Origin of the sequence: Methanoregula sp., assembly GCA_026625165.1 — an archaeon.
Taxonomy (GTDB): domain Archaea; phylum Halobacteriota; class Methanomicrobia; order Methanomicrobiales; family Methanospirillaceae; genus MVRE01.
In genome coordinates this window covers 205,718-218,486 of the sequence record CP112999.1, presented here as the reverse complement: position 1 = coordinate 218,486, position 12,769 = coordinate 205,718, and the positions used below count along the sequence as shown (strand labels likewise).

Annotated in this window: 12 protein-coding genes; 6 read left to right on the top strand and 6 right to left on the bottom strand. The window is 55.2% G+C overall.

What is annotated here, in order from left to right; translation table 11 throughout:
• Positions 1-9: 9 nt before the first annotated feature.
• Entirely contained in the window at positions 10-1,503 is a 1,494-nt protein-coding gene (locus OS112_01160) for a hypothetical protein (protein WAC05264.1), read from the bottom strand.
• Between the two features lie 151 nt (positions 1,504-1,654).
• On the opposite strand from OS112_01160, the gene OS112_01155 reads away from it, so the two are divergent.
• The 4 genes from OS112_01155 (at position 1,655) to OS112_01140 (ending at position 5,466) form a co-directional block, all read left to right on the top strand.
• Positions 1,655-2,533, top strand: a complete 879-nt coding sequence (locus tag OS112_01155; protein ID WAC05263.1) for a hypothetical protein — start codon at positions 1,655-1,657, stop codon at positions 2,531-2,533.
• Positions 2,534-2,966: 433 nt separating this feature from the next.
• The gene (locus tag OS112_01150; GenBank protein WAC05262.1) at positions 2,967-3,611 is read left to right on the top strand and encodes a DUF5591 domain-containing protein; all 645 of its coding nucleotides are present in this window, start codon (positions 2,967-2,969) and stop codon (positions 3,609-3,611) included.
• Between the two features lie 144 nt (positions 3,612-3,755).
• Positions 3,756-4,712: an ATP-binding cassette domain-containing protein gene (locus tag OS112_01145; protein WAC05261.1), complete on the top strand. Its 957-nt coding sequence runs from the start codon at positions 3,756-3,758 to the stop codon at positions 4,710-4,712.
• Positions 4,705-5,466 (top strand): ABC transporter permease, encoded by a 762-nt coding sequence (locus OS112_01140; protein ID WAC05260.1) that lies wholly within the window; start codon positions 4,705-4,707, stop codon positions 5,464-5,466. Before OS112_01145 ends, OS112_01140 begins: the two co-directional genes overlap by 8 nt.
• Positions 5,467-5,524: 58 nt before the next feature.
• Here OS112_01140 and OS112_01135 read toward each other — a convergent pair whose 3' ends face one another.
• The 5 genes from OS112_01135 to OS112_01115 are packed head-to-tail and all read right to left on the bottom strand — an operon-like array spanning position 5,525 to position 10,204.
• Positions 5,525-6,997 (bottom strand): RNB domain-containing ribonuclease, encoded by a 1,473-nt coding sequence (locus OS112_01135; protein ID WAC05259.1) that lies wholly within the window; start codon positions 6,995-6,997, stop codon positions 5,525-5,527.
• Between the two features lie 49 nt (positions 6,998-7,046).
• Complete coding sequence (locus OS112_01130) at positions 7,047-7,772, bottom strand: ABC transporter permease (protein ID WAC05258.1); 726 nt, start codon at positions 7,770-7,772, stop codon at positions 7,047-7,049.
• Positions 7,769-8,725: an ATP-binding cassette domain-containing protein gene (locus tag OS112_01125; protein WAC06184.1), complete on the bottom strand. Its 957-nt coding sequence runs from the start codon at positions 8,723-8,725 to the stop codon at positions 7,769-7,771. Before OS112_01125 ends, OS112_01130 begins: the two co-directional genes overlap by 4 nt.
• A complete protein-coding gene (gene truA / locus OS112_01120) occupies positions 8,712-9,530 on the bottom strand; it encodes a tRNA pseudouridine(38-40) synthase TruA (protein ID WAC05257.1) in 819 nt (272 codons plus the stop codon). Before truA ends, OS112_01125 begins: the two co-directional genes overlap by 14 nt.
• On the bottom strand, positions 9,527-10,204 hold the full coding sequence (locus OS112_01115; GenBank protein ID WAC05256.1) for a PHP domain-containing protein: 678 nt from the start codon (positions 10,202-10,204) through the stop codon (positions 9,527-9,529). Before OS112_01115 ends, truA begins: the two co-directional genes overlap by 4 nt.
• A 41-nt stretch (positions 10,205-10,245) precedes the next feature.
• Between OS112_01115 and OS112_01110 the strand changes: the two genes are divergently transcribed.
• Together OS112_01110 and OS112_01105 are read left to right on the top strand one after the other, a co-directional pair.
• Positions 10,246-11,658, top strand: coding sequence for a dihydropteroate synthase-like protein (locus OS112_01110; protein ID WAC05255.1), 1,413 nt, complete (start codon positions 10,246-10,248; stop codon positions 11,656-11,658).
• Between the two features lie 480 nt (positions 11,659-12,138).
• Positions 12,139-12,642: a hypothetical protein gene (locus tag OS112_01105; protein WAC05254.1), complete on the top strand. Its 504-nt coding sequence runs from the start codon at positions 12,139-12,141 to the stop codon at positions 12,640-12,642.
• Positions 12,643-12,769: the final 127 nt, after the last annotated feature.

Genomic DNA, 12,769 nt, shown 5'->3' with positions numbered 1-12,769 from the left:
AGGAGCAATTCACTTCATTGCAGAAGTGGCATTGATACCGGGGGGATTTCCGGTCATCGGATCGATAAGAAACTGTACCTCCCCTCCCGGGGCTCTTGTTGAGCGATGGAACACCATCTCCCCGTTCCGGTAAATCCCGATGGCAAGAGTGCTTCCTGAATTGTCCTGCTTCTTGAACGTTGCCTGCACAAGGCTGTCGCTTTTCGGGATGTAATAGAACCGGTCACCGGAACCACCTACGTGCTGCAGTGACCCCGGGTTGCCGACATACCCGATAAAACTCCCGTTGTACTGCACACGGACCCAGACGCCATTGCCGGGAATCAATACCGGGGCAGGTGTTTCCGGAAGCGCAGGAGCCGTAGTCACCACCTGTATTTGGGGGATCCCGCTTGTTGCCGGCCTGTCCTTTGCAAAGAGGAACGTTCCACCAGCAACAGCGAGAATAATGATGACAAGTGCACCGACCACAATTGCCGTGCGCCACCCGGGCCGGGGCCCGGGGGGAGGCAGGGGAGGCGCGGGGACCTGCTGTACCGTTCCTGTTTCTGTTGTTGTATCGGGTTGTTGCCTCGTTGCCCCGGGTTCATCAATCGCCAATGCGGGCGTGACACCGGTCCCGGTTTCTTCTTTTAAGCTGATGACCGGTTCTGCCGGTACCGTAATCTGCGGGGTTCCGGTGTCCCGGGACACAGTTCTTCCATGGGGGGCGCCAAGGGACTTTATTGCTGCCTGCACGGCAAGGGCAAAAGAACTCTGTGATGCCTGCTCTCCTCCGGAAGGCTCCTGCGGCGCTTTAATTTCCGAAACGGACGGGATCGGGATTCTGCTCTTTTCCTTACCGGAGTCCGGTGACGCTTTTACTGCCGCGGGCTCATGAATTTCTCTTGACCGGGCTTGTTCCTGCGCTTCCACAGAGTCCGGGACCTCTTCATGAACCGGAATGGTTTTGGCAGGTGATGAGAGGGGAATGTCCACTTCAACGGGCGGTGATTCGACTTCATCGGGGAGGATGACAATTTCTGATAGAACCGGGTCGGGTCCGGCGGGGGTTTTATGGGGGAAAGCGGGTTCGATCGGGCGCGGGATTGCACCTTTGGGCAGGCGTTCCCGTTCCTGGTGAGCAGGCGCGGTGGCAATGGCAGTCTGCTGGCGTGCCGAAACGATATGGTCGATGAGTAGTCTTATCCACTCGTCGCGTTCCCGCTTCCTCTTTTCACCGGGCTCTTGCGTGAAGAGGAGGTTCATCGGGGCGGGGTTTCCGGTGCTGCCTGTCGCGGTAAAAGATAGCGTAATGACCGGCTCGCCAGTTGCAACCTTTCCTGCAGTCACCGACAATATGGTCAGGATCGGTATCATCTGCGGTTCGAACCGGGCATACGTGTTGTCAACAAGGATCAGGTGCCGGGTGGTGAGTATCATGTCGTACAGGGCAAGGTTCACACTGACCCTGCCGGTTGTCCGGATAAATGATTCGCCACTGTTCACGTAGAGGTCGCCCATGCTGCCACTTCTCTTCTAATCTCTGGGTTGTCGTACAAGATATGCTTTACAGGTCGATTTCTGGCTCAAATTTCCTGTACCATTCGTGCGGAAATGAGGGCACATTTATATATGCGGGACAAATTCCTGTTAATGTTTTAAGGGGGGTTTCATGACCAGGCTTGACGATCTTCTCGCGCCATTGCACCAGGGTGTCTGGGAGGTCGTCGCAGACAAGGAATCGGTGACTGAGCCACTGGATGCCGGCTGGAAATGGTCCTCGCTCAATATTCCAACCCCCGGGACAATTGCCAGTTACCGGAAAGGGCAGTACCATGTGCATGAGACGGAGACTGAATGGCGGGTGCACCTCGACCGTTATGATCCGGCCGCACACCCCCTGATGCACCTCATAGACGATGCGCCCCTCCTGCTGATGATCGCGCACACCTGCAGCACCCTCATCCACCATGCCCGGAGCAAAAATGACGAAAATACCAGGACGATTCTTGAGGAACAGCAGGTATCATGGCAACGCCAGGTCCTCATAGGGCTTTCCTGCCTTTCGGTGGCAGTTTTTATTCTGCTGGACCCACTGGTATTTTTTTCAGGAATTGTCCATTATGCAATACCTCTTGCGCTCGTTGGGCTTGGATCAGGAATAATATATTCTGGGATCCGATCCCAGGGGCTGGTACCGGTCGAAGGGATCGGACAGGGTCTTTGCATATTCGCTATTGGCGTGGTATCATGGTACCTTCCCCCGTTTATCTGGAGCACCTTTATTCTTGTCACCCTTGCTGTATGGTCGTGCGCGAGCGCCATTATCCTCATTAGCCGCGTGGCAAAAGGCAGGGCTGCCGTCCCTGAGGGATTTTTCAGCCGGCTTGTTATCGGCATCCTTTCTTTTATACTGGCGTTTTTTGTAATGGAAATGCCCGCTGCCGGGGCCTTTTTTCTGGTCGAGGTGGTGGGTGTGCTTGCGCTGCTGGGGGGCTTTGTCCTTGTCGTAAACGGGCTTCGCCTGAGGGAGTGGATGGTAAACCGCTGACTGCCATCCGATTCTTTTTTATCTTGGAATATTTCCACGGGACTGTCGTATTACTGATCCGGGTTAAGGAACGGTAATAATCCGGCAGATGCGTGTAATTTCAGGAATGCAGCGTGATGCTCCGGGCAATTTTTGCCCCGACGTTGTTCCACGTCTTTGTAACAGGAAAACTCTGTTTTATGTTTGCGATTATCTTTTTGAATTTTTTTTTTGGAATTGCGATGGTCAGAATATTGACGGGGACACAGGGGCGTGCGGACGGATCGAACATCCAAGTACAGCGCCCGGGTTATCGCTCTGCCGCTCACGGCGGGGATAATGGATAATTGACAAGCACCCGGAACCAAAGGGACATATGACGCCCCGCCAGCCTTTGGGGGCTGGTACGAACGGTTATTTCTTTTATTCTGGAACCGACCAGATATGCATATCCATGGGTGAAAATGAGGACCCGGCGGGGTCAAAGACCGGCCAGAAGGATTTCCTGACAGGTCCGCCTTTTTACTTAAAGGAGTTTGAAAAGTCATACCGGTATATCATCGACAAATATGACGTTACACCCCGCGACATTGCGATCTTTTTGCCCTGTGCGGTCCGGAAACCGTACAGTGCGAGCCCCAGCCACCAGCTCATCAGGATGGTAATCTCGCAGGTCTTTGACCCTTCGCAGTACCATATTGTGGTCTTTGGGACCTGCGGGATTGTCCCTGCCGAACTCGAAGAGATGTACCCGTTTGCCCATTACAGGTACATGCTCGGGAAATGCAAAGACAAACAAGTCCTTGAGGATTTTCTCAGAATTGAAACGGAGCGGGTCGCGGCATACCTTGACAAGACCCGGCATGTCTACAAGTACAGGATAGGGTATTGCCTGGGCATCTTCCGTGAGGCACTTATCCGGGGATCAAAAGAAGCCGGGGTGCCAATTGACCTCATTCTTCCCACCCGGGACATGATCAACAGGATAGTCGAAGAAGAAGACTGCGTTTTTGAGGAGGGGAGCCTCTCTATGGAAGAATACCTGGGAGAGTTCTGCGATGAACTGGTCAGGTTCCGGAATTCTCAATACCGGGTGTGAAGATAATTGTCTTCTTATTGATTGCCTTTTTAAAACACAAAACCGGGTGGCCGTATCCTGTCACCCGGGTCTTTTAATAAAATATTTCTCCGGATTAGTCCGGAATGTATCTTTTAAATCCAATACCTGTAGTACCATGGTACCATGCATGCGATCGAGGTCGCCCATATTTTTAAAAAATTTGGTACCCTGACCGCATTGGACGACGTTAATTTTTCAGTGTCAGAGGGTGAGACTTTCGGTTTTCTCGGTCCTAACGGTGCGGGAAAGACCACAACCATCCGCATCCTGACCGGGATCAGCAAACCCACCGGAGGGACTGCAAAAATTTTTGGAGACGACATCATAGAGGAGACAACCGCCGCCCGCAAACAGATGGGTATTGTGCACGAAACATCGAACATCTACGATGATCTCAGCGCATGGCAGAACCTGATGTTTGCTGCCGAACTCTACACCGTGGCAAAAAAAGAGCGCGAAGTCCGGGGAAAAGAACTTCTCGAACTCTTCGGGCTGTGGGAGCGACGAAATGACAAAGTCCACGGCTTTTCAAAAGGGATGAAGCGCAGGCTCACCCTTGCCATGGGGCTTATCAACAATCCCCGGCTCCTGTTTCTTGATGAGCCCACATCCGGACTTGACGTGCAGAGCAACCTTATCATACGGCAAGTGATCCGCGATCTCAATGCAAAAGGGGTCACGGTATTTCTTACAACCCATAATATTGAAGAGGCAAACCTGACCTGTGATCGTGTTGCGATCATCAACCGGGGGCGCATCGCCGCAATAGATTCTCCGGAACGGTTAAAAAAGACAATCCAGAGCGCCCAGTCGATCGAGGTGGCATTCGATCCGTCAGATCCCCGCCGGTTGGATGAGTTAAAACAGATCCCGATGGTAAGCGAAGTCAGGAAAGAGGGGGACAAGTACCGGCTTTTTACGGAAGACCCGGCCGAAGTGATCGCAGCCATGATGGAGTATGCAAAGGACCATAACTGCAGGGTACTAAGCATGACCACATACGGCCCGAGCCTTGAAGACGTTTTCATCAAACTGACAGGACTTGATATCAGGACAAAAGGGGTGAGCACCGTTGACTGATCCGGCTCACCTGCACGGGCAGCTCTATGCGGAACTTAACGCCGCATGGGCAATTGCAAAAAAAGATATTGCGATCTATTACTTCAAGCCAAATATCATCGTCTCAGGTGCACTCTTCCCCCTTTTCATGTTCCTTGCATTTGCCGTTGGAAAACCAGCGGAGCCATCTGTCATGATCCCGGGGCTTATCGCGATCACGATCCTCTTCTCATCATCGTCTATCGAACCGGTATCAATCCCTATCGAACGGCGGATGAAGACATTTGACCGGCTTGTATCTGCACCCGTTTCCCTGCATGCAATAGTGCTTGGCGAGAGCATGAGTGGTTTTTTCTACAGTATCTGTATCGGATTCATCCCGCTCATTGCCGGCCTGCTCATCTTTGAGGCTTTTCCCATAAGCATCATTCCGCTTGTATCCGGAATCGTCCTGACTTCCTTCTGCTTTGCGACGATGGGAACCCTGTTTGCAGCATACCCGACAGAGAGCCCCGGGGATATCATGTCCATGCTGAACATGGTCAGGCTTCCCCTGATATTCATATCCGGCGTCTTCATCCCGTTAGAGTCCATCCCTTCCATCGGGCAGGTTGCCGGGTTCTTTTCCCCGCTTACGTACGGGAATGATCTTATCCGTGCTGCATATCTGGGAGATACGCACTTCAACCCGTTTATCGATATTGCGATGCTGTGCACCTTTATTTTGATCTTCCAGCTCGTCGCAAACCGTTTGTACAACAAATTCAATGAGTGACTGTCTCCAAAAAGAGGGGGCAAAGCAGGCGGGATGTATTGTTTGCCCGGTCCCTGTCTTACCTGCCACCACTACGTTCAAAGTCAATAAAGCCGTTGAACGGGTCTGCCTTGAGCAGACGGACGCGGACCTTCTGGCCTACCCTGAGGCCTTTTTCACCCCGTATGACTCGCCCCTCTGCAGGTGGCGTGATGAGCCGGACATAGGTCCCTTTATCTGCGGCACCGGTCACCAGCGCATCGAATGATTCCCCCAGCCTGTGCCGGAGCAGCACTGCGGCTGCAGCCTTCCGCATAAAACGCTGGACTTTCTTGGCTGCTTTCTCCCGGCCGGTCAGGTATGAGGACTGGTCAGAGAGTTCATCTTTTGGGTAAGGGCTTGGTCGTTTATCAAGGATCGATTTTACCAGCCGCTGGTTGATGATGTCCACGTAGCGCCGGTTCGGGGCGGTGGCATGGGTATAGTCAATGACAGCGAGGGCGAAATGGCCGGCCGGTGGTGCACCGGGTTCAAGCATCATGTATTCACCCGGCCCCAGAAGTTTGACTACGGTCAGGGACAGGTCCGGGAAGCGTTCCGGGTCGGCTTCTTTTTGCCGGATGAGGAACTTTGCGAGCGCTTTTGCATCCGGTTCATCGGGCAGGATCCCACCATGCGTCGCAGCGGCAAGAACAATGCCTTCCCAGTTCTTAGGTGTACGCACGACCCGTTGTATCATGGGTACTCCGGCGTTTCCCAGTGTGGCGACCATGGTCCCGTTCGCTGCGACCATAAATTCCTCGATAACACATCGCGCCAGGTTCTGCCGCTTCACGATGAGGTCCCTGACCGCGTCTCCGTCCACAACCGGCTCAGCTTCTATGGTGTCTAATTCAAGCGCTCCCTGTTCTCTCCGGTTTTTCCGTAAGATCTGTGAGGCCTCGTTCTGCAGGTGAAGTTGTTCTTCCAGTCCGGGGATTTCCTGTACCTTTTTCGGGACGGGGCCCGTCCCTTCAAGCCATGCCCCGACCTCTTCATAGACAAGTTTTGCCTTATTGCACACAAGGGCCCGGTATACGTCCCCGGGCTCAAAGCTCCCGTCAGGAAGAACCATGTATTCGATAACGACTGCAATCCGGTCCTGATCCGGGAGCAGGGAGGTGATGTCCCGGGAGAGCCGGTCTGGCAGCATCGGGAATGTCTGGATGCCGGTATAGACGGAGGTCCCGTTATGAGCGGCGTGCTGGTCGGTCTCCGAGTGTTTTTTTATGTAGACATCGACATCGGCGATTGCGACCCTGACATGTATCTTCCCGTTCTCTTTTCGTTCGCAGTATTCGATCTGGTCAAGGTCCATGGAGTCATGGTTGTCGATTGACGACCAGAGGAGGTGGCGCAGGTCGCTTGCGTCATGCTGGTTCTCTGAAAACGTCTTTTCATGGAGGGCACTTACTTCCTCCATCACGGGTTGCGGGAACAGGGGGTCAAAGCCGTACTTCTCCATCGCGTGCCATGCGATGGCTCTCAGGTCGACTTTATGGTGGTTCTTCATGATCGTTTGATAGGGATTTGTTTTGAGGTTTAAATACCTCTTGAGTTGACTATACCGTCACCCTGCGGAACACATGGACGCTGACCACGGTAACGATGAAACACAGGGCAATGAGCGCTGCGATCTGTACGAACGGCAGGACACCCGTGTTGACGGCGCGGATTGCATCGATCGCGTAGCTCAACGGGTTGAGTGACGCAAGGGTGCGCAGCCATCCGGGCATGACATTGTACGGCATGAGAGCACTTGACGTGAAAAAAAGCGGCATGGCTATCATCGTATTCACAGCGGCAAAGGAGTCGTGGTCTTCGAGGTAAAGGGCAAGTGTGGTGGCAAACGCAGCGATCAGCATCCCGAACAGGAACAGGATCAGGTATGTCAGCCCGTACTGGACCGGGTTGTAGATGGTCGCGCCGATGAGCACGGCGATCACAAGGATGATTGTCGACTGGATAAGCCCACGGAGGCTCACAAACAGGATCTTGCCATACAGGATGTCTTCCCGTGGTGAGGGGAGGGCGAGGAACTTGTTGAGAAAGCCGAGGATCTTGTCAAACATCAGCAGCGTCCCGCCGGAGAGACCTGCGGAGAGCATCGTCATCACGAGGATACCGGGCGTGATGAAGTCGAGGTAGTTGTCCGTGAACCTGATGGGCAACGCAAGTCCGACAAAGATCAGCCATGCAGCCGGCATCACGAGGGCAGAGAAGACCGCCACACTGCCCCGTACCCAGCGCAGGAAATCCCGCTGGATATAATGCAAAACCCCCCTCATTTTCTCCTCCTCAGCATCGTCCGGAACTTTGTCTGGTCGAACCCTGCCGGTTCCTTAGGTGTCCCCACCGCATGGAGGAAGGCATCGTCCAGCGTCGGTTCACGGAGGGAAAGCGAGCGCACTTTCACCCCTGATTTTGTGAATGCGTCTGCAAGGAGCGGGAGCGCCTCGCGCCCGTTTTCCGCTAAGAAGGTTGCCTCGTTGTTTGCCAGTGCAAGGAGCTCGACTCCCCCGACACGCGGGTCTTTGAAGTCCCCGTCGACCTGTGCGGTGATCACATCCTTGCCGAGCCGGGCTTTCAGCGCAGACGGCGCACCGAGCGCAACGATTGACCCCAGGCTGATGATCCCGACCCGGTCGCAGTACCGGTCGGCCTCGTCCATGTAGTGCGTAGTGACAAAGACTGTCATGCCATCTTTTTTAAGTGCCCTGATATGTTCCCAGATCGTGGCGCGGGCGGAGACATCGAGCCCAAGCGTGGGCTCATCCAGGAAGAGAACAGCCGGTTCGTGGACAAGCGCCTGTGCAAGTTCGAGCCGGCGGCGCATGCCGCCGGAGTAGGTCTTAACAAGGTCGTCTGCCCGGTCGGTAAGCCCCATTACCCCGAGCACTTCGTCCACCCGGTCGCTTGCGTCCGCGACCCCGTACAACCGGGCAAAGAGGAGTGCGTTCTCTCGCCCGGTGAGTTTGATGTCTATGGCCATGTCCTGCGGGACATAGCTTAAGCAACGGCGCACCTGCTCCCCGTTCCGCACGATATCGTGCCCGCAGACCGATGCAGACCCGTTGGTCGGGTGCAGGAGAGTGGTGAGCATGAGCACAGTCGTTGTCTTGCCTGACCCGTTGGGGCCGAGCAGGGCGAATACCTCCCGGTCGACCGAGAGGGTTAGCCCGTTTACCGCACACAGCGTCCCGTAATACCGGGTCAGGTCATATGTCTCAATCGCATTCATCGCCATGTCCCGCCTCTTCCCGTGCAGCAAGGGTTCTGCACACCTGCTCCATCAGCGCGTGGTGCCGGCGAAGATATTCCAGATAAGCTGCACTCCGGCCATCAACCGTCATCGGAATGAATGTAATCCCGCAGTCTGTTTCCCAGAGAATGAGCCCTTCCGCAGGCGCCGGCGGGACAGCCTTTGCAGACTCCTGTTCGAGAAGGGCCGTAATCGAACCCCCATCAATTTCTCCTGCTCCGACCTGCCAGAGAGCAGCCGCCATGCAACGCACCTGGTGCCAGAGGAAACTGTCAGCGGTCACTTCGAGCCAGACAAAACCGCGTTCTTCTCCTATAGATGCCGCATGTACCGTCCGGAATGGATTTTTGCCACGCACGCGGGCGAAATTGGCAAAGTTATGGGTTCCGGTAAAAAGCTGCGCGGCACGGGCTACTTCACCCTTGTCAGCCATAGTGGCGGCAAAGTAGTAACGGTAGGTGCGCGAGCGGGCGTCGTATCTCGGGTGGAATTCATCCGGCACTTCCGCATATCCTGTACACCAGCAGTCCGGCGGGAGCTGGGCATTGAGTGCCGTGATCGCCCGTTCGGGATAATTTGTTGAAAACGAGATCACCTGTCCTCTGGCATGCACACCCCGGTCCGTACGCCCGGCGGATAAAAAACCGGCCTGGCGGAAATCCATAAACAGGTCAAGACGCCTGCAGGCGGCAATAAATTCACCTTCAACCGTGCGGCGATCTGCCTGCACCTGCGACCCGAAGAACCGGGTCCCTATATAGGATACGCGAAACGCAAGCCTCATTTCAGACGCACGCGCCGTGTGAACCGTGCAATTTTTCTCCACGTGTTCCGGAGCGACTGCCGGGTGTACGTGCGCAGCGGTGTCTTCCTGCCCCCGCTCGAGACGTTTCCATCGCGGATAGCCTGGAGGATTGCGGGGACAGTCAGTTCCGCATCAACAAAAGTCCTGCCAAATCCGACAAACCGGGCGTTGTGGGCATCGCTTCCGCCGACGCAGGGTTTGCCGAGCCGGCGGGCGATCCGCGCCGCCTTCCGGTTCGCGGAGCCTACAATATACCGGCTGTTGAAAGATTCTACTGCATCCACAATCAGCATTCCCGCCTTGCGTTTCCGGGCTACACCGTGGCGCCATATGTGGTAGGGGTGCGGGAGTATGAGTACTGCACCAAGCCGGCGGGCGATTGCTATCGTTTCCCCTACATCGAGCCCGGCAGGGATCATCTCGGTAACCCCCAGGACGATCAGGTGCCCCTGCCTAGTGGAGACTTCAATTCCCGGGATCACAAGAACCGGCGACGAACAGGCAAGCGCTCTCTTAGCCCCGTCAATGGTGTCATGGTCGGTGATCGCGATCGCATCGAGCCCGACCTCCTCCGCACGCCGCAGTATCTCTTCCACGCTACTCTCACCGTCTTTGGAGAAGTTCGTGTGCACGTGGAGATCGCAGGTTAGCATCAGATCATATCTTTTTTACCTTTCGGATATTAAGGGAACTTATGCGCATCCTCCTGCCAACGGGTGCCGCGACGGAGACGATTGTCCGCAACGCCGCACGGGGATTTGGTGCAGATGTGGTTGTAACCGGTGAGATCGCATCGTTTCTCACCCCGCACCATCTCCACAGCCTTATCGGAAAGGGGAGGTATGATATGGCGATCGTATCCGGCATGTGCACCGCGTCGTTTGCGCAGGTCGAGAGAGAGACTGGTGTGCCCGTGTACCGTGGCCCCCGGCACGCGGCAGACCTTGCCCTCATCCTCCCGTTCCTTGAAACCATCACGCTCTCGCGCACAGTTCCCGCGGATGAGTTCCTTGCGGCAAAGAGAGCAGAAGAGGCATTTTCTATAATCGAAGACCTGGAGAGGAATGCCACTTTCACCTACCTGATCCGGGGGCTGAAGATCGGTGGGACATCAAGGATAAAAGTGCTCGCCGAGATCATGGATGCACACCTGTGCGAGGATATCCGCAGTGATGTGGAGCGGTTCTTTTCCGCGGGCGCGGACATCGTGGACCTCGGGTTTGGGTTTGATGCGACACCGCAGGATGTGAAACGGGTATTTGGCGCGGTCAGCGATATCGACCGCCCGCTTGCTGTTGATACGCAGGACCCGGTACTTATCAGGGCGGCGCTTTTCCGGGCCGATATCGTGCTCTCTCTCCAGTCAAAAAATATCCCGGTGATCGGGAAGGAGATCGCAAAAGCCGGTGCTGCGGCGGTTGTGGTGCCGGATGATCACACGCTTGCCCATAATATCGCGCTCGCAAAGAGGGGCGGCATCCGGTGCATCATCGCCGACCCCCTCCTCCAGCCGGTCTGCTCCGGGCTGGCAACGTCACTCAGAAAGTTCGGTAAATCATCATATCCGGTCTTCTTTGGTGCAGGGAATGTCGTTGAGCTCCTCGATGCAGATTCAATCGGCGCAAATGCGCTGCTTGCAGGGCTTGCCATGGAAGCCGGTGCATCGGTGATTTTCACAAGCGAACACTCCGACAAGACACAAGGATCAGTCAGCGAGATGCGGCGGGCAACCGAGATGATGGTGCTCGCAAAAGACCGGCCGTATCCCAAAGACCTTGGCATCGATCTGCTCACGCTCAAGGAGAAACGCCGGCGGCGCGAACCCCCCCTTGAATATGATACGATTGCGAGTGCAAAACCCATGCCGGACAAGATTACGTACGACCCGAAAGGGAATTTCCGGATCGGGATTGAAGGCGATTCCATCGTTGCGGTCATCAACGGCAAGGCGTTGAGGGGCAAACGCTGGCAGGACGTTTTTTACACCATCATGAAAAACGGCGATGTCACGTTGCTCGACCATGCGGCCTACCTTGGAAGGGAGCTCTACAAGGCGGAGCTTGCGATCCGGTATGGCAGGAGTTTTGAGCAGGACGGGGAGTTCTGAGGGGGGAGATCACCCTCATATTGGCCCCGACCCCCCCTACCACATATGGACATCAGGATCACCATCACTCCGCGAATTCACAGTCGTAAAAGCCTGCCATCACCCATGCAAAAAGCGGGTCGGAGCCGTGGGGTGTTGGAGGGGGTCGGGCAACTTTTTTCGAATTGGAACAACCACATGCCACGTGAAACAAGGCACCACAATGACCGTGTATTGCCATAGTTCAATGACAGTAAATCCGGAAATACCGGAAAGAATAGACAGCCTAGGGACAGCGGGTCGCGGTCATTAAAGTACACCGCCAGACCCCCTCCAATCCCCGTGCAACCGACCACCAAGGATTTATCAGTCCCCCTCATTCTCCTTGATCAGGACTCATACGCTTCCCCCAACACCCTGCACCGCCGGCTGGGTCATGGGGCATCGCGGGAGAGAAACAACCGCGACCGATACTGTGGCTGATACCAAACGAGGTAAAATATGGCACATTTCAACCAGAGAGCCGGAACAAAGAGTGCTGTCCGCCAGTTAAAAAAACCGTTTCCGGACGTGATGGCGTTCAATGCTGTCATCCAGTCGCTCGTCCTGAAGAACCCGCTCGGGTGCACGTCCTACAGGAGTGCGAAAAAGCACCACCCGCCGGTCGAGAAGGTGCGGGAGATGTACACGGCAAAATTCGTGTACATGAATACGAAAGGGAAGCGGATCGGAAACGGGCTGGATATGTACAACTCCATCGACGGCTACCAGAACGGTATTGCCGCCGTGATCTCGAACATGGCAAACATTGCAGCGCATGGCGGGAAGGTACATCATGTCCCTGCTGCCGATCTCTTCTCGGTCATCCTGAAGTGCAACGACCCGAAGGCCGGGCTGTACTTCCTGAGTATCGCCCGCGATCGGGTGACACTCTCCTCATACAATGATGAGGGGATCCGCTCCCGGGTAGAAAAGTGGGCGGACGGGGTGCCGGGGCTGAAGTAAGGGGAGTCCTGAAGGGACGCGCCCCTAGAGAAGAACCGGGTTCTTCGATTAATCAAATGTCGAGGACATGAGATTGGAGAAGAATGAAGTTCTTCGATTTGGCCGGGGTTGACAGGAGATTGTTAAA